At 60.8% G+C, this 26,454-nt stretch carries 25 protein-coding genes; 12 read left to right on the top strand and 13 right to left on the bottom strand.

The window, feature by feature from the left end:
• Window positions 1-93: 93 nt before the first annotated feature.
• Complete coding sequence (locus FSO04_RS21975) at window positions 94-2,469, bottom strand: YjbH domain-containing protein (protein WP_154562403.1); 2,376 nt, start codon at window positions 2,467-2,469, stop codon at window positions 94-96.
• A gap of 23 nt (window positions 2,470-2,492) precedes the next feature.
• Window positions 2,493-3,872, bottom strand: coding sequence for an undecaprenyl-phosphate glucose phosphotransferase (locus FSO04_RS21970; protein WP_168435782.1), 1,380 nt, complete (start codon window positions 3,870-3,872; stop codon window positions 2,493-2,495).
• A gap of 952 nt (window positions 3,873-4,824) precedes the next feature.
• Here FSO04_RS21970 and FSO04_RS21965 point away from each other — a divergent pair.
• From FSO04_RS21965 to FSO04_RS21955, 3 genes are all read left to right on the top strand, one after another.
• On the top strand, window positions 4,825-4,980 hold the full coding sequence (locus FSO04_RS21965; protein ID WP_154562399.1) for a DUF3309 family protein: 156 nt from the start codon (window positions 4,825-4,827) through the stop codon (window positions 4,978-4,980).
• Window positions 4,981-5,405: 425 nt separating this feature from the next.
• Window positions 5,406-5,777, top strand: coding sequence for a hypothetical protein (locus tag FSO04_RS21960; protein ID WP_154562397.1), 372 nt, complete (start codon window positions 5,406-5,408; stop codon window positions 5,775-5,777).
• 399 nt (window positions 5,778-6,176) lie between these two features.
• The gene (locus tag FSO04_RS21955; RefSeq protein WP_154562395.1) at window positions 6,177-6,650 is read left to right on the top strand and encodes an Lrp/AsnC family transcriptional regulator; all 474 of its coding nucleotides are present in this window, start codon (window positions 6,177-6,179) and stop codon (window positions 6,648-6,650) included.
• A 118-nt stretch (window positions 6,651-6,768) separates the two neighbouring features.
• On the opposite strand, the gene FSO04_RS46430 is transcribed toward FSO04_RS21955, so the two are convergent.
• The 3 genes from FSO04_RS46430 to FSO04_RS21945 form a co-directional block, all read right to left on the bottom strand.
• The gene (locus FSO04_RS46430; RefSeq protein WP_166618229.1) at window positions 6,769-6,927 is read right to left on the bottom strand and encodes a hypothetical protein; all 159 of its coding nucleotides are present in this window, start codon (window positions 6,925-6,927) and stop codon (window positions 6,769-6,771) included.
• Window positions 6,928-6,995: 68 nt separating this feature from the next.
• Window positions 6,996-7,910, bottom strand: coding sequence for an ATP adenylyltransferase family protein (locus tag FSO04_RS21950; RefSeq protein ID WP_154562393.1), 915 nt, complete (start codon window positions 7,908-7,910; stop codon window positions 6,996-6,998).
• 62 nt (window positions 7,911-7,972) lie between these two features.
• On the bottom strand, window positions 7,973-8,458 hold the full coding sequence (locus FSO04_RS21945) for an adenosine-specific kinase (RefSeq protein ID WP_154562391.1): 486 nt from the start codon (window positions 8,456-8,458) through the stop codon (window positions 7,973-7,975).
• 291 nt (window positions 8,459-8,749) lie between these two features.
• Here FSO04_RS21945 and FSO04_RS21940 point away from each other — a divergent pair, with 291 nt between their 5' ends.
• Genes FSO04_RS21940 through FSO04_RS21930 form a run of 3 tightly spaced genes read left to right on the top strand, consistent with a single transcriptional unit; the run spans window position 8,750 to window position 11,971 of the window.
• Window positions 8,750-8,914: an FmdB family zinc ribbon protein gene (locus FSO04_RS21940; RefSeq protein WP_154562389.1), complete on the top strand. Its 165-nt coding sequence runs from the start codon at window positions 8,750-8,752 to the stop codon at window positions 8,912-8,914.
• A gap of 10 nt (window positions 8,915-8,924) precedes the next feature.
• The gene (locus FSO04_RS21935; RefSeq protein ID WP_166618227.1) at window positions 8,925-10,214 is read left to right on the top strand and encodes an MFS transporter; all 1,290 of its coding nucleotides are present in this window, start codon (window positions 8,925-8,927) and stop codon (window positions 10,212-10,214) included.
• Window positions 10,211-11,971 (top strand): winged helix-turn-helix domain-containing protein, encoded by a 1,761-nt coding sequence (locus tag FSO04_RS21930; RefSeq protein ID WP_154562385.1) that lies wholly within the window; start codon window positions 10,211-10,213, stop codon window positions 11,969-11,971. Before FSO04_RS21935 ends, FSO04_RS21930 begins: the two co-directional genes overlap by 4 nt.
• 146 nt (window positions 11,972-12,117) lie before the next feature.
• Here the strand turns inward: FSO04_RS21930 and FSO04_RS21925 are convergent, their stop codons facing one another.
• On the bottom strand, window positions 12,118-12,369 hold the full coding sequence (locus FSO04_RS21925) for a DUF4148 domain-containing protein (protein WP_154562383.1): 252 nt from the start codon (window positions 12,367-12,369) through the stop codon (window positions 12,118-12,120).
• A gap of 340 nt (window positions 12,370-12,709) precedes the next feature.
• Between FSO04_RS21925 and otsA the strand changes: the two genes are divergently transcribed.
• Complete coding sequence (gene otsA, locus FSO04_RS21920) at window positions 12,710-14,137, top strand: alpha,alpha-trehalose-phosphate synthase (UDP-forming) (RefSeq protein ID WP_154562381.1); 1,428 nt, start codon at window positions 12,710-12,712, stop codon at window positions 14,135-14,137.
• Window positions 14,138-14,183: 46 nt separating this feature from the next.
• Here otsA and FSO04_RS21915 read toward each other — a convergent pair whose 3' ends face one another.
• Together FSO04_RS21915 and FSO04_RS21910 are read right to left on the bottom strand one after the other, a co-directional pair.
• Window positions 14,184-15,329, bottom strand: a complete 1,146-nt coding sequence (locus FSO04_RS21915; protein WP_168435780.1) for an alpha-hydroxy acid oxidase — start codon at window positions 15,327-15,329, stop codon at window positions 14,184-14,186.
• An 87-nt stretch (window positions 15,330-15,416) separates the two neighbouring features.
• The gene (locus tag FSO04_RS21910; protein WP_154562379.1) at window positions 15,417-16,652 is read right to left on the bottom strand and encodes a YbfB/YjiJ family MFS transporter; all 1,236 of its coding nucleotides are present in this window, start codon (window positions 16,650-16,652) and stop codon (window positions 15,417-15,419) included.
• 257 nt (window positions 16,653-16,909) lie between these two features.
• Between FSO04_RS21910 and FSO04_RS21905 the strand changes: the two genes are divergently transcribed.
• The 3 genes from FSO04_RS21905 to FSO04_RS21895 all read left to right on the top strand — a co-directional run bounded on the left by FSO04_RS21905 (window position 16,910) and on the right by FSO04_RS21895 (window position 19,043).
• Complete coding sequence (locus tag FSO04_RS21905) at window positions 16,910-17,578, top strand: nitroreductase family protein (RefSeq protein WP_154562415.1); 669 nt, start codon at window positions 16,910-16,912, stop codon at window positions 17,576-17,578.
• A 127-nt stretch (window positions 17,579-17,705) separates the two neighbouring features.
• Entirely contained in the window at window positions 17,706-18,185 is a 480-nt protein-coding gene (locus FSO04_RS21900) for a hypothetical protein (protein ID WP_154562377.1), read from the top strand.
• Between the two features lie 12 nt (window positions 18,186-18,197).
• A complete protein-coding gene (locus FSO04_RS21895) occupies window positions 18,198-19,043 on the top strand; it encodes a 4'-phosphopantetheinyl transferase family protein (protein WP_233464939.1) in 846 nt (281 codons plus the stop codon).
• Here FSO04_RS21895 and FSO04_RS21890 read toward each other — a convergent pair.
• The 5 genes from FSO04_RS21890 to FSO04_RS21870 all read right to left on the bottom strand — a co-directional run bounded on the left by FSO04_RS21890 (window position 19,040) and on the right by FSO04_RS21870 (window position 24,355).
• Window positions 19,040-19,738, bottom strand: a complete 699-nt coding sequence (locus tag FSO04_RS21890; protein WP_154562375.1) for a 4'-phosphopantetheinyl transferase family protein — start codon at window positions 19,736-19,738, stop codon at window positions 19,040-19,042. The two genes, FSO04_RS21895 and FSO04_RS21890, sit on opposite strands and share 4 nt — an antisense overlap.
• 81 nt (window positions 19,739-19,819) lie before the next feature.
• Window positions 19,820-21,148 carry an MFS transporter gene (locus tag FSO04_RS21885; protein WP_154562373.1) on the bottom strand — a complete coding sequence of 443 codons (1,329 nt, stop codon included), beginning with the start codon at window positions 21,146-21,148 and terminating at the stop codon, window positions 19,820-19,822.
• Between the two features lie 187 nt (window positions 21,149-21,335).
• Window positions 21,336-21,572, bottom strand: a complete 237-nt coding sequence (locus FSO04_RS21880) for a DUF2783 domain-containing protein (protein WP_154562371.1) — start codon at window positions 21,570-21,572, stop codon at window positions 21,336-21,338.
• Window positions 21,573-21,622: 50 nt separating this feature from the next.
• Window positions 21,623-23,332 carry an FAD-dependent oxidoreductase gene (locus FSO04_RS21875; RefSeq protein ID WP_154562369.1) on the bottom strand — a complete coding sequence of 570 codons (1,710 nt, stop codon included), beginning with the start codon at window positions 23,330-23,332 and terminating at the stop codon, window positions 21,623-21,625.
• Between the two features lie 63 nt (window positions 23,333-23,395).
• Window positions 23,396-24,355 carry an MBL fold metallo-hydrolase gene (locus FSO04_RS21870; RefSeq protein WP_054035596.1) on the bottom strand — a complete coding sequence of 320 codons (960 nt, stop codon included), beginning with the start codon at window positions 24,353-24,355 and terminating at the stop codon, window positions 23,396-23,398.
• A 285-nt stretch (window positions 24,356-24,640) separates the two neighbouring features.
• Here FSO04_RS21870 and FSO04_RS21865 point away from each other — a divergent pair, with 285 nt between their 5' ends.
• Both FSO04_RS21865 and FSO04_RS21860 read left to right on the top strand, forming a co-directional pair.
• Window positions 24,641-25,498, top strand: a complete 858-nt coding sequence (locus FSO04_RS21865) for an IclR family transcriptional regulator (RefSeq protein ID WP_168435779.1) — start codon at window positions 24,641-24,643, stop codon at window positions 25,496-25,498.
• The gene (locus FSO04_RS21860; protein WP_168435778.1) at window positions 25,495-26,328 is read left to right on the top strand and encodes an IclR family transcriptional regulator; all 834 of its coding nucleotides are present in this window, start codon (window positions 25,495-25,497) and stop codon (window positions 26,326-26,328) included. The genes FSO04_RS21865 and FSO04_RS21860 overlap by 4 nt, the downstream gene beginning before the upstream one ends.
• The last annotated feature ends 126 nt before the right edge of the window (window positions 26,329-26,454 follow it).

The following is a 26,454-nucleotide window of genomic DNA, read 5'->3' as shown; positions in this document are numbered from 1 at the left end:
ACCAGCGCACTGGTCGCAAGCACTATCGATCCGAACTGCAGCGTGCGCAGCGTGGCGCCGTTTAGAAGCTTCATCGCCTATCTCCAAAGAAAGTCATTCACAATTGACCGGCACCAGCGCCCGTCCGTCGCTTACACCCTGCAAACCGTTTCCGCAGACGCCATGTGAAAGCGCAGCGCCCGTCGATACAGCCGGTACACCCGCTTGCGGCTTCGGCTTCGTTTCGCCACTACCGGGGCGCCCATAACGCAGGTACGCATCACGCATCCGGTAAAGCTGGGTCGAGAAGTACTCGCCGCTAAAGCGGCCCTGATTCAGCAGGAACTGCTGCGTGCTGTACGGGAAGGTCATGTTCTCCGCTCCATTGGCCGACAGATAATTCGTCGATCCCACCCGCGTGCGGAAATCAAGCCCGAACTGTTCCGAGCCATAAACCTGACTGATCCCCGGCTTCATGCCCTGGCGCAACGTCAGCGGGAAGCTGATTGCTGCGCCCACAAACGTGCCCTGCCCGCTATGTTCGCCGTGCACGCTCACCGAAACGTCGTCGAACCAGCGCGTCAGCGTCGCGACCGGTCCCTTGTCTCCACCCACAAAACGCGCCACGCCCGCTTCGATCCACAGCTTCCAGGACGGCTGCACCCAGCGGTAAGTCAGCTCGGCATTCTTCACACCCGGCAATTCGTCATGGCCCGGCTCATGGTGCAAATAGGCAAGCCGCAAGCGGATCAGGTCAGGACGGCCCGGCACGAAGACCGTTGTTTCGTTTTGCACACCCACGTACGAGTAATCGAACTTGCCGACCGATGCCACGTTGAACACTTGCGGAATGATCCAGAAGCTTTGTGCCAATGCGACCGCGTTCAGGCCGCCGCGCAGGCGGTAATTGCTGAACACACGGCCTTCGTCCATGTTCTTCGTGTTGTAGATCGGCGCGATATAACTCGCGTACAACTCCGCGCCGCGCCACAACGGCACGAACCCTTCAATGTTGGCGCCGAGCGAAATGTCGAAGTTGCCGTACTCGGTGCCGTACAGGTAACTGACGATCGGTTCGATCTGAATCCGCGTCAGCCCATGCGTATGCTCGTTGCCATGCCATGCGATCGAATCCGCGTCGTAAGTCGGACGCGTGCGCATCGTCATTGACGCGCTTGCGGCCGTCGGCGCACCGCCCGCAACGAACTGCGCAAACGCATCGCGATCGACAATGACTTCGCCTAACGGCTCATTGGCCTTCTTGATCACCACGTGAATCTTGTCCGTCCCGTGCGGCGCATTCACGCTTGCCACGCCAAGCGCAATGCCGAGCGCGTCGGCTTCGTTCTGGTTGTAGCGGTGGTTCTCGTACTCAACAACCAGATCGCGACCGCTCATCCCGACACGCACACGCTCGAGGCCGGCGGCAAAGAGTTGCGCGGCGATTTCATCGAGCGCGGAGGTGTCCAGCGCCTCTGGAATAGCGGGAGACTGCGCGTCCGACGATTTGGCCGTCACATCACTCAGCATCACAGACGCATACGACTGCAGCGGTGGCACATACGTAATCGGTGCCGCAGCCAGCGCATTGTTGTTGACTGTGGCGGCACGCATATCCACCGGTTGCAGGCTGGCGAGACGGATGGGACCGTCATCGTTGGCATCCGCAGTCTGCGCGACCGGCACCTGCGGGCCCTCGCACAAACCGTCTGCACACCGCGCACTGCTAAAGCGTTTGCCCAGCGGAATCTGAATGCCCACCGAGAACGACGTCCGCGGCGACACACCGTCCGTCGAGCGGATCGAACGCATGAACGTGCCGATCACGTTCGCATCGGCGAGCCAGCTAATCCGCGGAGACTGATAGCGCACGCCGGCGTAAGGCGTCTTCGAATCGTCTTCTGCAAGCAGCGACAAGCCCGTGTTCCACAGCGAGACCTGCGCGCCGCCGAACAAACCATCGAGGCGATCGCCCTGGCCGTAACCGGCGGTCAACGTCACCGGTCCAAATGCTTGCGACACCACGCCGTACTTCGAACGGAAGAAATGCGTCTGGCCGCCAATGTCGGTCACACCGAACGCAATGCTCGGCTGATACTTGAAGAACTTCGGTACTTCGAGCTTGACATCACCCATCAGGTGACGAAACAGGAAGTGGTCGGCGCCGCTGAATGGCGCGTGGACATCAGCCGGGTAATTGGCGAGTCCGCCGGAGAACTCCACATAAGGCAGCAACCCCACCGCGCCCCAATACATTTGCGCGCCCGTCGCTTTCTTCCCGTAGCGCGGATCGATGTAGTTGTTGTACTGCGCCTCCACCATCCCTTCGGGCAGTGCAAACGCATACGGAATGACCAAACCGCCCGCCTGCCCGAGTGCATTGAGCGCAGGGTCGGCCGCGTGCGCCGAAGCGGAAAACGCTAAGGCTGCAGCAAGCGTCAACGCGCTCGGCGCCGATCGGGGTTGTTGTCCGCGTAATTTCATGGCCATGTGTTTTTTATTGTGTGCAGGTGTCAGTACGCGTTGCTATGAACCAGACCCTTCGCTATCGTCGCCGCAACAATCCGCATGTCGAGCCCGAACGACCAATTGCGCAGGTAATACAGATCGTGTTCGACGCGTCCTTGCATCTTTTCGATCCGGTCTGTCTCCCCTCTGAATCCGTTGATCTGTGCCCATCCTGTGATCCCCGGCTTTATCCGGTACCGATGGATGTAGCCGTTCACCACTTTCTGATAAAGCTCGTCGTGTTCAATCGCATGAGGCCGCGGCCCCACTACCGACATATCGCCGCGCAGTACATTGAAGAACTGCGGCAACTCATCCAGGCTAGTACGTCTGAGAAACGCACCCACTCGCGTAATACGCGGATCCCCTCGCGTGGCCTGTTTCACCACGCCCGTTTCTACGGCGTGAGGACGCATCGAGCGAAACTTATAGATCTTGAAGATGCGTCCATCCGCACCCTTGCGCTTCTGCGTGAAGAACACGGGTCCACGCGAAGACAGCTTGACGGCAATCGCAATCGCGATCAGCACCGGGGCAAGCGCAACCAGCGCGCAAGCGGCGAACGCGCGATCGAAAATCTCTTTCTTCACCAAGGCGCGAGCCGGCACCGGCGATGCAACCAGGTTGATCGCAGGCATTCCGATCAGATCGATCATGCCGCTATCGAACAGCGCAACGCTGCGCATATCAGGTACAAAGCGCACGTTCACGAGGTCGTCGCGAAACTCAGCCACAAAGCGCGACAGCGTGCGTTCCTCGGAAAGCGGTAACGCAAGCCACAACTCCTGCACATCGTTGGATCTCACGTAGGCGGCGAACTTGGTGATGTCGTCGTACACCGGCACACCTGAACCTATCGTCCCCATCACCGGCCGCACATCAAAGGCCGCCACTGCACGAAATCCACTAGTCGTCGAGCCCTCAATATTGCGCACGACCTGGTGGCAATGCGACCCGCATCCCACCACCGCAACCCGGCGGAGATTCATCCCCGCGTGCCGGACGCGTGCAAGCACGGCGCGCACAGCGAGACGCGACCCAATCAGCGCACCGCCCGTCATTGCCATCCAATAGGCAAACCAGAGGCGCGAGATGAAATCCGTACGATGCAGCGAGAACATCAGTGCGAGACCACAGCCTTGAACCACGAACCACGCTAGCGATACCTGACCGGCCATGCGCAGCATTGCCCGTCCACGCCATGAGCCGTACACGCCGAATGCGGGGAACAGAACCAACGTAAACGCCGCAGCAAACGCAACGAAGGCGGTATCGATACGGCTTTGCATGAGATCTTCAAATCGCACTTGCGAAGCGGCCACCGCCCCGGCGACGACGAGCATCACGTCGAGCAAGCGCGCGATCAGGCTTTGCAACCCCGGTATCGTTCTTCTTTGCTGCGCAAAATTCGCCGTATCCATTTTTATCCCCCACGCTGGTCTCTCGCGCCAAACGTTCTTGTCGAGCTGCTCAACTTGTGTTCGCTTCAACAGCTCATGTCGCTCGTACTTCCACCACCACGCTCTTCGCAACAACACCACCCCGGCACGCGAAGAAGCGCGCAATGCAAAACAACCTGGATGTCACTCATCCAGCGCGAAACCAAGCGACTGGACGTTCCTGAACAACGATGGGGGATTGACTACCGGCCATTCGCACCCGTCCAACCTGGGTACTCAGGCAAAACGCCGCCACGATGAATCCGAACAAAAGATCACACCGCTTGTGCGTTGAGGAAACCGACCTGATAACCCCCGACCAGGCCAGTCGTTGATTCGAACTTCACCAACACTTACTGCTTGTCTTGTCAGTCTTGTGCACCGCACACCCTATAAAGCAGCAAGCATGCCAATCTTTAAATTTCTTTCACAATTGGTCCGGGCAAATTGGGCAAGCGCTTGTTAGATATAAGTTTTCGTCCGAGCCCGTCGTTCGGAAAACAAGTGAAAAAAGACGCGGAATCGTGTGCGGTAACGCGCCCGTTACGTAACACCGCCCGTAACGGTCTCGATCGATTGGGGGACGTCAGTGGGAAGTTGCGAAGCGCGGTAAATGTCTGAGGAAAGGAGAGCAGAGAGGGGTTCTTGTGCAGCGCGAGCAGCGCTCCAGATGTAAGTCGAATCGTCTCGACGGTCGATTCATCAGAGCACCACGCGTCGATACGGTCGCGAGCAGTCACCGGTCGTTTTAAACAATTCGCGTCAAGATTTCTACTTTGGGCACATGGTTTGCTCACCCCAAGGCATCGATACTGCCTTTTCGCAAGCTCGCCTAAACCGCGTGCTCCATGGCTGTCGTGACAGGCGGGTCCTGTGAACCTAAGCGGAGGTTATTAATATGTTGGGAACCATTCTTCTGATTGTGCTGATCCTTATCCTCATCGGTGCGTTTCCGACGTGGCCGCATAGCCGTTCATGGGGTTACGCACCGACCGGTGGTATTGGCATCGTGTTGATCATTGTGATCGTGTTGCTCGTCGCCGGCGTGATATAGCCGAATTGAAGTAGTCAGGTCAGCAGTAAAACTGAACGGGCACGCCGGATGCTGAGTCACCATCGTATTCAACCGTTGATACGAAAGGAGATCACATCATGCCTTACCTACTTGGCTGGCTTCTCGGCGTCCCGTTGATCGTACTGGTCATCCTGTACCTCATTTTCCACTAATCCTTTGCAACATAAGCAGTTCACCTGAAGATCAATCCGCGCGGCCCTGCCTGTCCCGGCGGCCGCGCGCCTCCCGAGACGTTCGCACCCTGCGTGTCACCCTCCTCCCGTCAGCGCAAAAATCACGCGTCGACATACCTGCCTTTTCACTTGCGCTGTATAAAACGGTGCGTAAAACTAGGCCTATTAGCCCGCGCAAAATGCCATATCTGCATACGCACGCACACGCTGCGTACGAGCAAGGAGGGACCGATGGCAAACAACGAATACACGCTGTCACACCAGGACGTGGTGAAGGCAGTGATCATTCATCAGAACATTCATGAGGGCTTCTGGACGCTGAACATCAATTTCAACGTCGCTGCCACTCATGGTCCGCTCGTGCCGGACCCCTGCCTCGCCGTAACGATCAAGGGCATCGGTATCATGCGGGCCTCGCCTGCCGATCCACTTGCCGTCGACGCCACCCTCGTCAATCCGACGGCGCCTGAACCTGTTGTGAGCGCTGTGCATATAGCGGCCGCCGTCAATGGCGCGCACGAAGGCGGCATGCAGTTCTGTCGCGACGTGTATCGCAATGTCGCCGTACAAAGTGCGACCAGAGCGCCGACCAAGACAAGCTGAAGAGCGGGAGAAGTTGTTGATTTGCCGGCGTTGCGCGTCGCCGCCGCGGCACTCGAAGATCGTTCAAGGAACGCGTACGGACGGTTGGTGTCGGCAAGAATTCAGTTAAGAAAATGCACCATGCCCGGCGAGCGCGTCTTCCGGCGCGGGTAACACCGGAATCCGCCCGCGTGCTGCTTTTCCTGTGAAGGCAGCGAGACACCGGATGGCAGCTTGTGGCCGCGCAAGACCGCAGGCCCGAGGCCGGCGACCCGGACGGTTGTCCCGGGCATGAATGCACCCTGAAAATATACCCGGACGCAGGCTGGATATGCTTCCTAAAGCGATACGCCCACCCGCCTGACGCAGGACGATCTTCCTTTAAAATGGCATTTATCTGAATAAACTTCCGAGAATGCCATGACCACCCGAAATCGCCCACTGGACAACCAGGATCGGAAGATCATGCGCGAGTTGCAGAAGAACGCGCGCCTGAGCAACGCCGAACTCGCCGAACTGGTCGGCATGTCGACCACGGCGTGCTGGAATCGCACGCGTCAGTTGGAGACGGAGGGGTACATCCGCGGCTACGTCGCGTTGCTCGATCAGCAGAAGCTCGGCTTCGCCGACGTGGTGCTGCTCGAAGTCACGCTCGACCGTCACGACGACGACGCCCTCGCCCGCTTCGGCGCCGAACTGGCGACGTTGACTGAGGTGCTGGAGGCGTATCTGGTGTCAGGCGATTACGACTACCTGGTCAAAGTGGCAGTCGACGGGACGGCCGGCTACGAGCGGTTTCTGCGCGAGAAGCTCTATAAGATCGCGGGCATTCGCCATAGCCGCTCGATGTTTGCCCTCCGCTGCATGAAGAGCATTCCGTCGATTGCGATCTAGTTCGGTTTGCGGAAGAAACAGCATAGAAGCGCCGCGCAGTCCGCTGTGGACCGCCACGCGATCGCTGCCTCCACAGCATTCGCGCGGCCCGGCGCTTCCAGACATCACGTTGCGCCATTCAGTGCTTATGGTGCAGCCAGTCCTTGATCGGATGCGTGTGCAGCCAGCGGGCGACCGGTCGGTCGTTGTGTTCCCGCCTGTAACGTATCGCGGTAAATATCACGATGCATAGCACCACCGCGATTCCCACTACAAAACTGGTCATCGACTCGGTCATGGCAACCTCCTTTGAGGTCAGAACCATGCCTGTATTTTAGGTGACCAGAGAAATAGCGACTGCCGTTCTCATTCGTCTGCGGAGACCGCGACTCGTCGCAGCACGGTCATCGGACCGAGCCTGTTGATGACTTCCATCTGGGCTGCGTCTCGCACGAAGAGCGATCCCGCGAACCCCAGCGCATTCACTGAAATTCCCTCGACACATTCCGAAGACCTTGGCACGAGCAGCATCCATCGAGGGGCGACAAGCAGGTTGTACGGTGCCGACTGATGAAGTTCTCCGTTCGCCTCAACCGCTTGCAGGCCAACCGCTTCGAGCAACGTGTGGTAGCAATCGAAAGCGGCGTGTGCGGCGTGCCTTGAGGCGGCAGGCGCCAGTTCCAGATGGGCGAACGCGTGCCTGAAATCCAGACCGGGTACCTTGCGAATCGGACCGTCCATGCACGCGGATGCAAGGACGGACTCGATAGGGAGCGGCGGGCCTGATTCTCCAAGCGGCAGCGGCACGATCTGCAGATGCTTGTGGAGTTGACTCGCGCCGGCCTCCACGCCGCCGTTATAGAAACCCAGACCATCGAACTCAGCCATGCACTCGACCAATGCAGCAAAGTCCGTCAGATCGAGCAGCGTGTCCTGCGACTTGAAGCTGCGGGTGACGATCAGGAGATGATGGTCGATGACATTAAACTTGTTGAGCAAGGCGACGTGAGTGTCCGAGATATCGGCCACAAAGAGGTCCGGGTCATAAGGCAGGAACGGATTGAACGCACTGCGCGCCCCGGCGTTGGGCTTAGGCGCTTGTCGGGCTTCCTCCTTGCGAGTGAGGCTTGAGACCTCGCGGACCAGGAAGCGTACGCCACCTTCTTCGATCAGCGTCTGGGTTGTCTCGATCGGTCGCAGCGCACCACGACGCAGCGCATGCTCAGTCTGGCGCAGGATGGCCGGCCACAGGGTGTCGGGCTGGAGATGTAGGTGCTCCATGGATCACGTCAACCGGCGTGCATCTCGCGAACGCGCACGTCGCGGAATAAGCGTAACCACACCTACGCTTTGTAACCAATCGCGCGTAACAGGTCCTTGCGCCATTGAACGTCCTCCTCGTTTTCCACGCCGAGCGGCGGGAACCCGTCGACCACACCCAGGATACCGCGCCCCTGATCTGTCTCGGCAACCAGAATCTGCGTTGGATTCGCCGTCGCACAGAAGATCCGGCATACCTCCGGCACAGCCTTTATCGCGTTCAGCACATTGACCGGGAAAAAGCCATCGCCCAAAAAGATCAGGAAGCTATGGCCGGCCGCGATGGTCATGGCATTCCGGCACGCCAACTCGATCAGTTCGGCGTCGGTGCCGGACCGGCGCACGAGGCGTTTGCCCGATGCTTCACAAAAGGCCAAACCAAACTTGATACCCGGAACGGTACCCACCAGTGCCTCGTGCAGATCCTCGACAGACTTGATGAAGTGGCTTTGCCCCAGGATGAAGTTCGTCGCCTCGGGTTTGTCGATTGTTACCGTAAGCATTTGCATATCGGACCTCGCTCTGTGGCGTCAGGAACACCGGGGGAAGGTTGCTTTTGTCAGCGAATGTCAGCTCGTCAAGTTTCGCCAGACAGCGGATGCCTTCCACAATCAAGCCTAGTACGAACCAGCCGCCAGCGGAAGCGCGGGTCGCGGGTGGCGTCGTAGACCGGCGCGCACTGGCTGCGATGAGGCGTATGTCTGCGCATTTGCTGCACTAGAATTAATTTTCAGACTACCGGAAAGCGCCGGCGAGCCGTAGCTGGCCAGCGCAGGTGGAATTCGTGTTGGAGAAGCGCAATGCCGACGTACCAATATCGTTGCGAGAAATGTGGCGAGTTGTTCGAACACGCTGAACATCTCGCGGAACATGAGATCGCCCATCCGGTTTGCCCGAAATGCGGAAGCGAGGCGTGTCAGCACGTACCGACACCATTTGTCGCCAAGACGTCGAGAAAGAGCTGAGATCTGCTCCTTGAGCCCCCGCCAACGCTGGATGATTTTCGTCGCAAGCACAGGCGGCGCGCTCGAGGTATTCGATTTCGCCGTCTATGGTTTTTTCGCACAAAGCATTGGCCGCGAATTCTTCCCGGCACGAATGGGCGTGCCCGCAGAGACACTGTCGTTCGCGGTCCTGGCGGCCGGTTCCATGTCGAGGCTCGTGGGCGGCATCTTTCTCGGCCGGCTGGGCGACAAGTACGGCAGGCGCATTGTTTTCGCCTCGTCGGCGATGGTCGCTGCTGTGTCGACTTTGCTCATCGCAATACTTCCTTCATACGAATCACTGGGCGTTGCCGCGCCAATGCTCCTGGTTCTGCTACGAATCACACAGGGTTTGTGCCTGGGCGGTGAATTGCCGGGAGCAGTTATCTATGCCGTTGAAACAGCACACGCGAAACCCGGGATCTTATGCGGCATGGTGTTTCTCGCTGTCAATATTGCGCTGATGCTTGCCATCAGCATCAATCTCGGCGTGCAGGTGATTTTCACTTCGGATCAGGTCCGCGCATTCGGATGGCGGATCGGCTTTCTGGTTGGCGGTCTTCTAGGTCTGCTGAGTTTCGTTGTGCGGCGCACGTTGGCGGAAACCGATGAATATGCGGGGAGAGTGAGCGCCCGGCACCGGGAGCCGCTTGCTGTACTGTTCCGCAAGCATGCCGCGTCCGTGCTGACGGGCGTCGCTGCGGCGTCACTGGTGGGGGCGTCCAGTGGTCTCTTCGTGGCGCACATGCCAGCCTATCTTCAGACGCTGCACTATGACCCGCGGAAGATTGCGAGCGCCCAGACCCTGTATGTAACCGCCATCTCGGGCTGCATCCTAGTCACAGCGTACTTAGGCGATCTGCTGTCGCGACGTTACGTCTTCATGTCGGGGGCCGTACTGTCAGCGCTGTTCGCCCCTTTCTTTTACGTTGCGGTGACGCGTCATCAGGCCAGCTTGCCCCTGCTGTTTCTGATGGCCGGTGTCGTCGCCTCGTGTGCAAATGGAACCTACGCGTGTGCGATTGCGGAGATGTTTCCCGTCGACGTGCGATTCAGCGGCCTCGCCACCACTATGAATGTCGGTCTGGCTGCGCCGATGGCAATAGCGCCGCTCGCCGCAAGCATTCTTGCATCCACAACGAACTGGACATTTGCACCCGCGCTTGTCATGGTGCTTTGCGCGACATTCGCATTCGTTGCGTCGTTCCGAATGAAGCGTCACCGCCAGGAGGCCATAGGCGTCAAAATGGGCAATGAGTCGCTGTTGCAGGAGCGCAAATGAATCCTCAGGAGTTCGTCAGGATTGGCGACACCGAACTCGATATCCAGCGCTACGAATTGCGTCGGGCTGGACAGCAGATCCCTCTCGAACGCCTGCCGATGGAGTTGCTGATCCTGATGGCGTCCCGCGACGGACAACTCGTGACGCGCGCAGACATCGTCAGGGCGCTATGGGGAGGTAACGCTTTTCGCGAAACGGACAACAGCATTAATACAGCAATTAGAAAAATCCGGATTGCGCTAGACGAAAATCCCGATCACCCATTGCATCTGACAACAGTCAAGGGGAAGGGGTATCGCCTGAACGGCACGCGGACGTTGTCCGAAGAGCCTTTGCATATTCCCGCGGAAGCGGTCCGCGTGCTGGTGCTGCCCTTCGAAAACAAGACCGGCGATTCAAGCGAAGACAGTCTCTGCGACGCGCTCGCGGACGAGACCTCCGCCAACATCGGGGTGCTCAATCCCGAGCAGATTCTCGTCATTGCCAGGACAACGGCCGCCCGCTACCGGCGGGTAAATAAGAGCATCGCGGAAATCGCGCACGAGCTGTCAGTCGACTATGTGCTCGAAGGTTCGCTGACACGGGACGGAGGAAGGGTTCGCATCCTGGCGCACCTGATCCGCTGCGTCGATCAGGTGCAGATCTGGAGCCGTGCGCATGAACCGATGACACGGGGCGCACTGGATATCCAGAAAGAGGTCGGAACCGCCCTTGCTCAGGAGGTCTCGCCGGCGCTCGCGCAACAGCAGCAACACATGCTCGCAAGGCGTCTGCCGGTCGATCCGATGGCGCACGATGCCTACCTGCGTGGCCGATACTACTGGACCCGGCGCGTTCATTTCGATGCGGGGTTCGCCGCACATCATGCGTTAAACGACGAGGACTTCATTCGCGCGCGGAACTACTTCGAAAGTGCTGTCGATCGGGACCCGACCTACGCGCTCGGCTACGTCGGCTTGTCGAATATCTTCGGCTCGACCGCCACGCATGGGTTCTACGCGCCGTCGCAGGGTTACCCCAAAGCGCGCGAATCGGCACTTCGCGCTCTGGAACTCGACGCAAATCTTCCGGAGGCTCACCAGGCGCTTGCCGGTGTGCACTACTTCTACGACTGGGACTGGCTCCGTGCGGAAGCCGAGTTTCTGAAGGCATTGCGGCTCAACCCGAGCCATGCGGAAACCAGCCGCCTGTACGGACGGCTTCTACTGGTGCTCGGGCGAGAAGCGGAGGGAAGAGCGCAGTTCGAACTCGCCGAAAGTGTGGACCCACTGGGGTTCGAAGGTTCGCGCGTGTTCGGTCTAATACAGTCGGGCAGATACGAGGAGGTCATCCGCGAATATCTCGACACCGGGCACGGGAATAGATCGCCGTTGATCTACCAGTTGCTGGCTACTGCATTCGAAGTCCAGGGGCGGCACGAAGAGGCGATCGAAGCGACCGTCGATGCGTTGACACGGTGCAGCGAGTTCGCCCGGGCGGCGTCCATTCGGGCGATCTGGGACTCTGGTGGCTATCAGAAGGTTCTGCAGTGGTATCTGCAGGATTTACAGGCAAGGAGCCGAAAGCGCTATACATCGCCGCTCCTGTTTGCGGAATTGTACGCACGCCTCGCACAACCGGACGAAATGTTTCACTGGCTCGAGGCCGCGGTTGCCGAACGCTCGCCGCGATTGTGTGAACTGCGCACTAACCCATGGTTCCAGCACTATCGGTCGACGGGACGGTTCCGGAAAGTCGAAAAGCATGTTGGTTACTGATCGGGCGGTCGTGGCAAAGCCCGGAAGAAGCCTATGCATGCGGCTTGTCGACTTGGTACCGTTGGGCCTCCACTTGCACCGTCATACGTTGCGCGTATTACGCCCTTCGACGTGAAGGCCGGCGGGCGGCGCACGGCGCCGGTTCTTCATTGGCCGTGGTAGAGGTCGCCCCACAGGCGGCTTTGTTCTCCGCTTTGCCGTGAACGAATAAGGTCCTGGTAAACCTGTTGTCGCGTGAGCTTCGCTGCGGATCCTGATTCGCCTGCCGACGAGCTGGTTGTGCCGCCGACGTCCTGAGCGGCAGGTGGTGTTGCAGACTGCACCGGGTTGTCTTGCGCCCACGCTTGTCCAAAAATGAGGGCGACGGCGCACGTCGCCACGAGTCGAAGTGTTTTCATGTTGACTGACTCCAGCAAGGTAATGCGGACACGGTCAACAGACGAACAAACGGTTGGCCGCAATGGCGTTTCGAACGACTTCGCACGCGGCGTCTCGTTCGTAGCGCTTGCCTCATGTTGCGGTCGGACTACCGAAATCACTATCGAGGCAATCTGAAGAAATCGTTAACTTGCACGAGCCCGCGCACACCCGAGGCGGTAGGAGCGAAGCGTACGGGCGAAGCGCAGTCGTAAGCATCCGCTGACGACATAGTAAACTGCGTCAATCAGGAAGTGATCCTTGTCCGGCACGGCTGGCCGCGCCGGATATCGCATGTGAACGCAACAGCACAAGGACCTCATGAGTCGTCTCGTCGTCGTTTCAAATCGCACTGCCGACCCTCGCAAGCCTGCAGCCGGCGGACTCGCCGTAGCTGTACGCGAAAGCCTGCAACAAACTGGCGGGCTCTGGTTCGGCTGGAGCGGCAAGATCCGGGAAGCCGCGGATGGCGCGCAATCCGGCCACGGGGAAGTTCATGTCCAAACGGCCGGCAACGTCACGCTTGCGACGCTTGATCTGAGCCGCGAGGATCACGACACGTATTACCTCGGTTACTCCAACGATGTCCTATGGCCGGTATTCCACTACCGGCTGGACCTGGCCAATTTCGACACGCGATTCGCAGCGGGCTATCGCAGGGTCAACCAGTTATTCGCGCAAAAACTGCTGCCGCTCCTGAAGCCGGACGATCTCATCTGGGTTCACGATTACCAACTGATCCCGCTCGCAGCCGAATTGCGCGCCATGGGATGCACCAACCGCATTGGCTTCTTCCTGCATATTCCGATGCCGCCGCCGCTGATCATGGCAGCGATTCCGGAACACGAATGGCTGATGCGCTCGCTCTTTGCATACGATCTGGTGGGCTTCCAGAGCGAAGCCGACCTGACGCATTTTTCTCACTACGTCGAATCGGAAGCGCACGCGCAACGCTTGAGTCCGGATCGCCTTCGGGCATTCAATCGAACGCTGCGGGTCGGCGCCTATCCCATCGGCATCGACGTCGACGATTTCAAGCGTCTTGCCGACTCGAAGGAAGGCCGCGACATGTTCGTCCGGATGCGCGACGAGTATTCGCGGCGGCGTTTGCTGGTGGGCGTCGACCGGCTGGACTACTCGAAGGGGCTGCCGCAACGCGTCCATGCTTTCCGCGAACTGCTGACCTACTACCCGGAAAACCGCGATAGCGCGACGCTGATCCAGATCGCTTCCCCGAGCCGCGAGGACGTCGGTGCCTACGACGATCTGCGGCGTCAGATGGATAGCCTGTGCGGCGCGATCAACGGCGACTTTGGTGAACTGGACTGGATGCCGGTACGCTACATTCATCGGAACGTGGCCCGTAAGCGCCTGCCAGGTCTTTATCGCGCGAGTCGGGTGGCGCTCGTCACGCCCTTGCGGGACGGGATGAATCTGGTCGCAAAGGAATTCATCGCGGCGCAGGACGCTGCCGACCCGGGCATGCTGGTGCTTTCGCGTTTTGCCGGGGCCGCCGAGCAATTGAAGGAAGCGCTGCTGGTCAATCCCTACGACACGCAAGGCACGGCGCAGGCCATTCAGCGGGCACTAACCATGTCGCTTGACGAGCGGATCAACCGGCACGAAGCGCTTCTTAACCGCATCCGCAAGTTCGATGTGCACTGGTGGAGTTCGACGTTTCTGCAAGCGTTGGAAGACTGCGAGCCGAATGAAGTGGCGGCGAACGGCTTAGGCCGAACATCTGGCTGAACACCGGCGACTGCCAGACGCCAGATGTCGCGCCTGGCGGCCGCCTTCAACGCCTGTCGGGCAGCAGGATCCGCTCGTCCACCTGACGGATATCCGTGTGCCCGCAAAAGGCCATGGTGATGTCCAGCTCCTTCTGGATGATCTGCAGGCACCGGGTAACACCCTCCTCTCCCATTGCACCCAGCCCGTAGAGAAAGCTGCGGCCGATCAGCGTGCCTTTCGCGCCGAGCGCAACGGCTTTCAGCACGTCCTGTCCGCTGCGGATGCCGCCATCCATCCACACTTCGATGCGCGAGCCGACCTCGCGTGCGATCTCCGGGAGCGCCGAGATCGAAGAAGGCGCACCGTCGAGTTGACGGCCGCCGTGGTTGGAGACGATCAACGCGTCGGCGCCGCTGTCGGCGGCAAGGCGCGCATCTTCGACATCCATGATGCCTTTCAGAATGAGTTTGCCGCCCCACATCTTCTTGACCCACTCGACATCTGCCCAGCTCAGCGCCGGATCGAACTGCTCGGCGGTCCACGAACTCAGGGACGACAGATCGCCCACGCCCTTCGCATGACCGACGATGTTGCCGAAGGTGCGCCGCCGGGTGCCGAGCATGCCGAGGCACCAGCGCGGTTTGGTCGCGAGGTTGATGAGGTTCGCAGGGGTCAATTTGGGCGGCGCCGACAACCCGTTCTTGATGTCTTTGTGGCGTTGGCCGAGGATCTGCAGGTCCAGCGTCAGCATCAAGGCGCTGCACCGTGCCGCGCGAGCGCGCTCGATCAGCCGCATGATGAAATCGCGGTCGCGCATCATGTAAAGCTGGAACCAGAACGGTTGGGTGGTCTGGGCGGCCACGTCCTCGATCGAGCAGATGCTCATCGTGGACAAGGTGAACGGGACGCCGAACTTCTCCGCCGCGCGCGCCGCCAGGATTTCGCCGTCGGCATGCTGCATGCCGGTCAACCCCGTCGGTGCGAGCGCCACGGGCATGGCGGCCGCCTGACCGATCATTTCCGTGCGCGTGCTGCGGCCCGCCATGTTGACCGCCACGCGCTGGCGCAGCTTCAGGCGTTGGAAGTCGCTTTCATTGGCGCGGTAGGTACTTTCGGTCCACGAGCCACTGTCGGCGTAGTCGTAGAACATGCGCGGCACACGCCGCTCGGCAAGCACGCGTAAATCTTCGATGCAGGTGATGACAGGCACGGTTTCTCTCAGCGCAGGGAACAAGCGATGAGTGTACGTGCTTAAGACACTCGCCTGGAACTCCGGGAATACCTGGGGATCGTTCAGTCAGGCTCCGCGTAACGGCTTCTGGCAAGCCGCCAGCACCGCGCCGGCCGCGAGCAGCAACGCGGAATAGACCAGCCCACGTGCGAGACCCGCGCCATCCGAGACCCAGCCGATCACCATCGGCCCGACGATCTGTCCGAACGCGAACACGATCGTGAATGCGCTTATGCCCTTGCCCCAGTGGCTCGCCGGCAGATTGTGGCGCACGAAAGCCGTGGTCGACGCCACGGCCGAGAGAAACGTCGCGCCGAACAGCACGCCGGAGACAAACGCCACCCACGGTTGCGTGAACAACGCGGGCAACAGCGTCGCCACCGCGAGCAACGCGTTGAGTATGGCGAGCGCGTGGCCGCCGTGCATGCGGTCGAGCAGACTGGACCACAAGCGTGCCGAAACGACCGTCGCCACGCCTAGCAACAGGTAGAAGCCCGTCACCACCACCGCGCTCATGCCCGCATTGCGCAGCAGCGCGACGATGAACGTCATGTAGCCGATATAGCCGACGCCGAACAGTCCATAGCCCGCCAGTGCGGGGCTGAAACGCGGCCAACGTGGCGCGTCGGCGGCATCGGAAGCATGCGCGGTCGAGGAACCCATCGCGTGCACGCTTTCGATTTTTCTAGCGGCGCCGATGGCGATCGCGGAGAACACCGCGCACGCAACGGCCAGCGCGAACCACGCGAATTGCCAGCCATGCACGACGTTGAAAATCGTCAACGGCACCAGCACCGACGAAGCGACGATGCCCCACCCGGTCCCGCCGTAATACAAACCGAGCACGAGCCCTGCATCGTGCGGTCTCGCCGACGCAAGCCTCGCCGCCAGCACGCCGCCGCTGACGAAAACCGCCGCACTGCTCACGCCGGTGATCATGCGCAGCGCGAGTAGCGAATGCGTGTCGGCCAGCAAACCGCTGATGGCCATCAGAAGCGCAGTGGCCACGCAGCCCGCGCCGAACAATGCACCGGTCGACCAGCGGCGTGCGAGCCGTGGAAAAGCCAGCGCGCCCAGTAAATAGCCCAGCGCATTGGCGGTATTCATCGCGCCGGCTTGAGCGAAGCTCCAGCCGAGGTCGAGTTTCATCGACGGCAACAGCAATGCGTAAGCGAAGCGCGCGAGGCCCAATGCGATCGCGCTGCCTAAGGACAGGCCGGCAGCCAGCATCAAGGTGGGGAGGCGCTGCGCCGCTTCGGTGGGCGTGGCGGTCGATGCGGCGTCGAGAGATTTTGTCGGCATTGGCTAGCGTGGGTAGACAAGGATGCGGCAGGCTTGCTGCGGCATTTCGCCATCATATCTGGGGGCGCTCCCCCTCGGCTGACGGTTAGTTGCGGATCAGGCGCCCGACGCCCAGCTGCAAGGCCTTCTGGCCTCGCGCAGGCTATGCCAACCCCGATGCAGTGCCCTGTCCAATTCATTTTCTAAATGCGAATGATTTGCATTTACCTTGAAATTGGCTCATCATGACACCCATGACACCCGCCGACTCCGAAATCATGATCACGCTAGATATCAGCCGCCCAGAAACCGAAAGCAAACGCACAGCCGCCACCGCGACGCCCGACACCGCCGCCGGGTCCAAGGCGACGGCCGCACTTGAAGTGCTGCTGTCGCGCCAGTCCCAATGGCCGCTCACCGAACCGGGCCCGGCCGACGCCGAGCTCGATCTGATCTTCGATGCGGCCTTGCGCGCGCCCGATCACGGCAATCTGCGGCCGTGGCGCTTCGTCACGATCCGCGGCGACGCACGCGGCCAGCTCGGCGACGTGCTGGTCGACCTCGCTTGCGCCCGTTCGCCGGGCGAGCCGCGCTCCGCGCATGCGCATCGGCGGCAGAAGGCTTACGCGGCGCCACTTGTGATCGCGCTCGGCGCGGCGCTGTCGGCCCATCCGAAGATACCCGAGGTCGAGCAATTGCTGGCGGTCGGCGCAGCCACGATGAACATGCTGAATGCGATCCACGCGCTCGGCTACGGCGGCTTCTGGTCCACGGGACCGGACAGCTATGAAGCGCAATTGCACGACGCGTTGGGCTTCGCACCGAATGAGCGGCTGCTCGGCTTCCTGTTTGTCGGCACGTCGAAAAACTCGGACCAGGCAACGGCACGTCCGGCACGCAGCGAACATGTGCGCGAATGGCTACCGCCGCAGCCGGCCAAAAATTGAAGCAAGCACCTGGCGCACGCACCGCGTCACCGCCTATCCGTCGCGAGCGACAAGCGCTGGCCTGCGACGTGGCCTCCTCCGATCAGGCCGGCGCGACTCATTGGACCGTGTCCATTCAGGAGTCTCGATGAACTTCCGCTCTCAATACAGCAGCCGTCCTGAACTGGTCGACGATCACGTCACGGATTCCACCGACGCGCCCGATCGCACGGTCCTCAGCGCCGTGCGCACCTGGCTGCGGCCGGCATGTGAAACCGTGCGCGGCGGGGTGCACTGGCGCGACATCCTGATCGGCGTGGGCTTGCGACAAGACGGCATCGAACATTTCGATCTGCTGATGCGTTCGCTGATGCACGTGTCCTATCGTCCGCTCGACATGCGATGCCGCTGCGCCAGCGATCTCGGCAAGGACGAAGCCGTGATCCTGCAAACCATCGCGCTGCTGCAAAAGACGCATAGCGGCGCTGCATTGCGCATGCTGAGCGAATGGCTGCCGGCGCCGGCCGTCAGTGGCGTCTTGAAGCTGATCCGCTGGTTCGCCATCGATCTGCTCGACGCCGGTGTCGAACTCGACGTGCAAGCGCGCCGCGTCACCTATATGCATTGAGGACCCGAGCGTATGCCGTCGGAACTCGCTTATCTCGCGCCGTCGCGTGTGCGTGACAGCATCGACTCGCTCGGAACGAATAGCGCTAACGCCTTGCAGGCCGATCAACCTGCTCGACCGGTTCAACCTGCTCGGACCGCACACGCGATCGTCAGCGCGGCCGCGCCGCAATTCGTGTCCCATCCGCTAACGCGCCACTATCCGCACAGCGTCGCCGCGCCACGCGCGGGTGAGTTGCATCTGTGGCGGTTCCGCTGCGAATGGTTGCCGGTGCCGGTGCAGGAAGGCGAGACATGGCTGTCGAAGGGAGAGCGCGAACGCGCACGGCTTCACCCGAACGCGGCGCTACGCAAACGCTTTATCAGCGCACGCGTGGTGACTCGCTGGATAGTCGCGAATCTGTTCGACTGCGAGCCGCATGCGGTCGATCTGCAGGACGACGGCAACGAGAAGCTGCGCGCGCGACATCCGCACGACGGCCGCGGCATCACGATTGATATCGCGTACGCCGGCATCTGGATCGTGATCGGCATTGCGTCGACGACGCTTGGTCTGAGCGTCGCCGTACCCTCGCCGGGCGCCGCGCTTGACGACACGCGGGAAACCTCACGCCAACGCGTGCGTTATGGCAGCTTGTGCAATGCGTTGCGCTATGCGCCGGTCGATATCGATCTGGATCTGCTCTCGAGCGATGCCGCATCCTGTGCGTTCGATCTTGCCGAACATGGCCGCTGGCATGTGCTCGATCTGCCGATGTCGGGCAAGATTCGTGCGGCGGTTGCACTCGCCCAGCCCATCACGCAAGTGCATGCGGTTGGATGGCCGAAGGCGTTGGTGTTTGGCGAACGAAACGTTTAGCGAGTGAACGTTTTCGTCGACCACGCCACACATGCCGCATAGGCTTCAGGCGCCGCGATCCAGCGCGCGGCAACCTCGCGCATGTCATCCGGAATCACATTGCGTAGCGTCACCTCGGCGCTGTCACGCGGCAGCACCGTCAGATGCTGCAAGCCGCGCGTGATGCCCACGCCCGTCGTTTTGACGAGCGCTTCTTTGGCGACCCATGCGTCGTAAAACGCGGTGCGCTGTTCTTCAATATCGAGGTTGTCGATCCACACCGCCTCGCTTGCGTCGAGCGTCAATGTCGCGATCGAATGCCAATCGAAGCTGTCGCTGCGATGTTCGATATCGACGCCGACACGCCGCTTAGGCGACATCGCGATGAGCCCATGCGAGCCTGCATGCGATACGTTGAAGTCGAGCGCGTTGGAATCGGCTAGATGCGGGCGATGGTTTTCGTCGAGTTCGAACCGGACGGTGTGTGCCGCGATGCCGAGACATTGCGCGAGTTGCTCGCGCAGCGCCACGCGCACGGACGCGAAACGCAGCGCGTCTTCGTGGCGGAGAAATTTGCCGGCTCGCGCGCGTTCGTCGTCGCTGAGCGCGGCGAAGGCGGCATCCTCCAACGACGCGTCGAAAGCGAAATCGATTCGCCACAATGAGACGTCGGACGGGCCGTCGTGCGGTAAGGGAACAGGTTCAACGGAATGCATTGCAGGTTCGGGCCTCACTCCTAAGAGTCGCAAGGACTATGCGTGACTCTACCCGATATGACGTCCGAACCCCTTCGATCTTTAGATCCGCTTCGCTTCCTTCGGCACGCCAATCAGCAACGCCACGCCGCTGACGAACAATAGCGCGGTCAGTACATACAACGCATTGTCCATGCTGCCCGTGTGCGTCTTGATCAGACCGATCACCCACGGGCTGACAATCCCGCTCGTAATGCCGATGCTGCTGATCAACGCAATGCCGGCCGGCGCTGCAGTGCCGGACAGATAGCCCGATGGCACGGTCCAGAAAATCGGCAACGCGGCGAAGATCAGCACGGCCGCCAGCGAGAGAATCGCGAGCATCGCCGGGAAGCTGCTCAAATGCAGCGTTAGCAGAGAAAGCGCGACCCCACCGCCGATCGTGCACACCGCAAAGTGCCGGCGTCGTTCTCCACGACGATCCGAATTCCGCGCGATCAGAATCAGGCCTACTGCGCCGACCGCATTCGGAATCACGGTGTACAGGCTGATCGCCAGCACATCGTGAACGCCGAAGTCGCGAATCATCAGCGGCATCCAGAAGTTCAGCGTCAGCGACGCGCAGGTCAGCGAGAAATAGATGAACGCGAACAGATACACCCGCGGGTTACGCAGCGCTTGTATGACGGAGCGCGATGAATGCGCGTCCGATGAAACGCGGCGGCCTTCATCGCGCTGCGCGATCAGTTTCGCCTTCTCAGCGTCGTTGAGCCACGTTGCATGCTGCGGACCATCAACCAGATAAAACGCGGCAAGCAGGCCGAGTACGATGGCCGGCGCACCTTCGATCACGAACATCCACTGCCAGCCGAACAGCCCCATCACGCCGCCCATATCGCGCATTATCCAACCGGACACCAGGCCGCCGAGCACACCCGCCACTGCGACGCCCGCGAAGAAAATCGACAGCACGGCTGCGCGCCGCCGCGCCGGATACCAGTAGGTCAGATACAGCACGATGCCGGGGAAGAACCCCGCTTCGAACACGCCGAGCATAAAACGCAGCACGTAGAAGTGCGTGGGCTTCGACACCAGCATCATGCCGACCGATGCGATGCCCCACAGCAGCATGATCCGCGTGAAGGTGCGGCGCGCGCCGAAGCGCGCGAGCAGCATATTGCTCGGCACTTCACACAACACGTAACCGATATAGAAGACCGCTGCGCCCAAACCATACATGGCGTCGCTGAAACCGAGGTCATGCTTCATCTGCAATTGCGCGAAGCCGATATTAATGCGGTCGAGAAACGACACCACGTAACACAGAAACAGAAACGGAATGATCCGCGTCGAGACCTTGCGATATAACAAGTCGTCGTGCACAGCAGCGGATGCGCCCGGCGCGAGCGTGGGGGCGAGGGATTGGCTCATGGGTCATCTCCAAACGTGAGGGTCCAACGGACCCGCTGGGTCCGGCGTCTTGATGCGCCGCGTTTCGGTTTTCTACTGGAACGGCATGCGGCGGTATCGATGCGCCGCGCGCCGTGGTGGATTGCGCGTGGCTCGAACGGCCACGCGCGTGCAGCGTTTTATCGTTACTACTCGCCGCGCCGCGTGTTCAGGCAGCCAGCGAACGCGTCTGCGCACCTTGCCCCGAAGCATCGGTCACGCCTTCACGTGCATGCCGCATCGCTTCGAGCAGCGTCGCGTGATCGCCAATATGATTGGCGAGCAACAGGATCAGTTGCGCGTTGGCTGACTGACTTTGCGCATCGTCCAGATCGCGATGCATGTCGATCAGTGCCTCGTAGAAATCGTCGGGGCGGGCGAGATTGGGTTGCGTGTTTAATGCCATCACTGTCTCCTGCTATTTTCTTTTGCCGATGTGCTGCGTTTGCCCTACCTTCAGGCCGTGCCCTCAACGCACAACGCTCGCTTCAACGCACCTTCCACAAAGCTCGCGTCGAGTTGCCGACGACGCGCGCACACATGCTGGTCCGGCCGGATCAAATAGAACGTGCCGGGTTTGCCGTCGTAACGAGCGGCTGCAAGACCGTCGACGTCGTGCACAACCTTTGCACCCAAAGCCGCATCGATCTGCGCATCGCCACTTGCGACCACAACGAGCTTCAGCGGAATCGGCCCGCTTCGCAATGCATCCAACGCAGCTTGCGTCGCCTGATCGATACCTTCCGAGCCGCAGAACAATACGCCCGTGAACTGCTGACCGAGTTGCTGTAACAGCCATGCCGGTTGCCCGGCGGCATGAACCGGCGCATCGACACACGATGCCCCCGGCACCATTAGACCTTCAAAGCTGTCACTGTCCGCTGTGTTCAGCGGTGAATCACGCAACACCGCCGGCACCGACAGGCGGCCGCTATTCGTCAACTGCCGCGCAAACGGGTGATGCCGCGCGAGCTTCAGCACAGCATCGCGGAACACCCGGCTAACCGGACTCTTCGGCGTGATGAAATCGGTCGAGCGGGTGGAGTTGCGGATGTTTTCATCAGCGGCGAATTCGCGCTCGCTTGCATACGTATCGAGCAACGCGTCGGAGGCCTTGCCTTCGAGCACCATCGTCAGTTTCCATGCGAGGTTTTCCGCGTCCTGCACGCCGCTATTCGCGCCACGTGCGCCGAACGGCGACACGCCATGCGCGGAATCGCCCGCGAACAACACGTTGCCGTGCCGGAAACGGTCCATGCGCAAACACGAAAACGTATAGACGCTGACCCATTCCAGCTCGAACTTCGCCTCCGGTCCAAGCAACGCACGCACGCGCGGGATCACGCGTTCCGGCGTTTTTTCCAGCACCGGATCGGCGTCCCAGCCCAACTGGAAATCGATCCGCCACACGTTATCCGGCTGACGATGCAACAGCACCGATTGATTCGGATGGAACGGCGGATCGAACCAGAACCAACGCTCAGTCGGAAACTCTGCTTCCATCTTCACGTCCGCGATCAGGAAGCGATCTTTGAACGTGACGCCGTGGCTGTCGAGTCCCATCAGATTGCGCATCAGACTGCGCGAGCCGTCGGCGGCCACCACATAGCGGCCGCGTAACGGGTACTGACCGTTCGGTGTATCGACGGTCAGCGTCACGCTGGCTTGCGCAGTGCCAGTCGTGCCGCTCTGCTGCACGCCGACCACTTTGCTCTTCCAGCGGATCTCGAGATTCGGCATCTCCTGCGCGCGTTCGAGCAGGAAGCCTTCGACGTAGTACTGCTGCAGGTTGATGAATGCGGGCCGGTTGTGGCCCGCTTCAGGTTGCAGATTGAACGTGTACACCAGTTCATCTTTCAGGAACACCTTGCCGACATTCCAACTGATGCCCTTGTCCACCATGCGCTGCCCGCAGCCGAGCCGGTCGAAAATATCGAGCGAGCGCTTCGAGAAGCAGATCGCTCGCGAACCGGTGGACAACGAACAATCGTCGTCGACCAGCACAACCGGCACGCCCTGTTGCGCGATATCGATCGCGGTAGCGAGGCCCACCGGCCCCGCGCCGACCACGATCACGGGATAGGCCACCTGTTCCGCATCGCCCTGCCCGGCCTGCTCCCGGCACGGCTTATAGTCGAACGACAGCGTCTGGTAGTTGATGCTCATCTTGTGTCTCCGTCCTTCTCCGCTCTGCTCTGCTTGACGCTTTCCGGCGTTTCGATGCTGTTATCAGGCTTGCAGCGCGTCCCACATTTCTTTGTCGCGTTGCGCGGTCCAGATGCGCGGATGCGTGATGCCGCTCGCTTCATCGAAAGCCCGCGAGACGTCGAACGGCAGGCAGTGTTCGTAGATGAACACATGGCCGAACTTCGGATCCATTGCCTTGCGCGTGTGCGCCATCGCGGCCTTCAGATCGAGCTTCTGTTCGACGGCTTCGCGGCCCTGCTGCAACAGCGTAGTGACGAAGTCCTTCGTGTAGTCGAGGCCTTTGTTGACGTCTTCCGGCGTGGTCAATGCAGGACCGCGACCCGGCACCAGCTTTTCCGCCTTCAGCGCGCGCAGCGCTTCGAGCGTGGCCGGCCATTGTTCGAGTTGAGCATCGCCGCAATAGCAGGCTGCGTCGTATTCGACCAGGTCGCCGGAGAACAGCACCTTCTGCGACGGGAGCCACACCACCGTATCGCCCTTCGTGTGACCCGCGCCCAGATGCGCGATACGCACTTCGAGCTTGCCGAGGAACAGCGTCATTTCTTTTTCGAACACGAGCGTCGGCCACGTCAGGCCCGGCACCGTTTCGACACCGGCGAAGAGACGCGGGAAGCGCTCGATTTCCGACTTCATGTCCTGCTCGCCGCGCTCGACGATCATCTCGTACGTGCCGCGGCTCGCGATCACCTGTTGCGCGCCTTCTTCGAAATACGCCGACGCGCCGAGCACGCGCACGGCGTGGTAGTGCGACAGCACGACGTATTTGATCGGCTTGTCGGTGACGCTGCGAATCTTCGCGATGAGGTCTTGCGCCATGGCCGGCGTGGCGGTGGTGTCGACGATCAGCACGCCGTCGTCGCCGATGATCACGCCCGAGTTCGGATCGCCTTCAGCGGTGTACGCGTAGGCGTTCTCGGATAGCTTGGTCCACGTGACTTTCTTGACTTCCAGGTCGGCCTGGGATGCGAATGCCTTTGCCATGCTTGTCTCCCTCAAATGTTGGACGTGAGGCGAGACGGCCGGCTGCGCGTTCGGATTTCAGAGGCGCGGGCTGACGGTATTGGAGGCTTGTCTCGCCCCGTTTTGACTCTGTGACTGCACCGGTATGTCGGGGTGAATGCATCTTATGGCCGGGCCGGTTTATTTGTCAATAGCGAAATGTATCGCTATACGCAAATCCCTGGCAGCCTAAGATAAGGACAGGAAGGCGCGGCTTTCGCGCGGGGCTTCGGCTAACATGGACCCTTTTTACGGACGAGCGCGGGCGTGAGCAAAGCAGCGAAATCGGCCACCGGCAAAGGCTCAGGCGGCAACGAGACGGCGGATGGCGGCAAAACGCAGCGCGGGATTCAAAGCGTTGAAGTAGGCGGCCGCGTGTTGCTGGCGCTCGCGCAGGCGCGCAGCCCGCTGGCTTTGTCCGATCTCGCCACCGCCGCGCAGATCGCGCCGGGGCAAGCGCACGCTTATCTGGTGAGCTTGAGCCGCTTAGGTCTGATCAAACGCGACGAATTGTCGGGCCGTTATGAACCGGGTCCGCTGTCGTTGCGGCTGGGTTTGATGCATCTGGAGAACCAGCCGGCGTTTCGCGCCGCCGTGCCGCGCGTCGTGGCTTTGGCCGAAACGATCGGGTTCAGCGTCGCGATCTGTATTGCCGGGCCGCAAGGGCCGACCATCGTCCGCTATGAGCACGTGGGATTTCCGTTGCATGTGAATCTGCATGTGGGCACGGTGATGTCGCTGCCGGCGACGTCGACGGGTCGCGTGTTTTGCGCTTTTCTGCCACGCGAGGCGTTGGCGGGGATGTGGGCGAATCAGTCGGGTGCTGCGAGTAGCGCGATGACGCCGCCTGATGAACGTGCCACGTTCGAAGCGGCTTTAGATGCTATCCGCGCACGCAGATTGGAATGCAGCGTCGATGCGCCGAGTCCAGGTATCAGCAGTTTGAGCGCACCGGTGCTCGATGCGGACGGCCGCTTGTGCCTCGCGCTGACCGTGATCGGCTCGACGGGCGCGATCGACGTTGCCGCCGATGGCCCGACGGCTCGCGCGCTGCTTGCTGCGGCTCATGACATCAGTGCTGAACTTGCGGCAGCGCCTTCCTTGTTGGCTTCTTCAGCATCGTGACCGACTCTCTCGACACCTCTTACGCTGCCTCCGGCGCTTCTGCCACTTCCGCCGATGCGAAACCGCAGCGCGGTATCCAGTCGCTCGATAGCACGGGCGAATTACTTGGTGCGCTGGTTGCTGCTGCGCGGCCGTTGAGCTTGCGCGATCTTGCGGCCGCTGCGGGCATGCCCCCGGCCAAAGCGTTTCCGCATCTGGTAAGTCTGCTCAAGATAGGTTTGCTGAACCGCGATGCTGCGGGTTGTTTCGAAGCCGGGCCTTTAGCGCTTGAACTGGGGCTGATCGGCTTGCAGCGTTTGTCGCCGACGCGGGAAGCCGAGCCGGAAGTGGTCGAACTGGCGGTATCGACGGGAATGAGTGTCGCGATGGCGGTGCTTGGGCCGCTCGGGCCGACCGTCGTGCGACTGGAAGAGTCCGCGCGGCCGCTGCATGTGAGCTTGCGGGTCGGCACGGTGATGTCGCTGGTGAATACGGCGATTGGGCGTGTGTTTGCTGCTTATGTCGCGGACGACGTGCGTCATGGGCTGCTGGCGCAGGATCATTTGCGGCTGGCGGGGGCTGAGGCGGGGGAGACAAAGGCCTATGCGCAGCGGCTCGCGCAAATACGCGCGGATGGCATCGATACCGCGTTAAGCCGGCCTGTGCCGGGTATCAACACCTTGGCTGCGCCGGTGTTGGACCATACCGGCAGCATCTGTCTGGTGCTCGCGGTGATGGGGCCGAGCGGCAGCTTCGATAGCGAGCTCACGGGCGGTCCCGCGCATACTTTGCGAGCCGCGACGCTGAGGTTGTCGCGGCGGTTCGGGTGGATGGCGCTGTCCGGGACCTGAATCAGCGGCCTCGAGAAGGAAAAGTAATCGTTTTTTTGAAAAACAGGCGTTTTGTAATCGTTTTGAGGGCCGAGTAATCGAAACGATGTGCAGACGCCGTATAATCGTTTTTTTAGAAAACAGGCG

Origin of the sequence: Paraburkholderia madseniana (assembly GCF_009690905.1) — a bacterium.
GTDB lineage: Bacteria > Pseudomonadota > Gammaproteobacteria > Burkholderiales > Burkholderiaceae > Paraburkholderia > Paraburkholderia madseniana.
The sequence above is the reverse complement of the archived record's forward strand: the minus strand, read 5'-3'. Positions and strand labels throughout refer to the sequence as shown.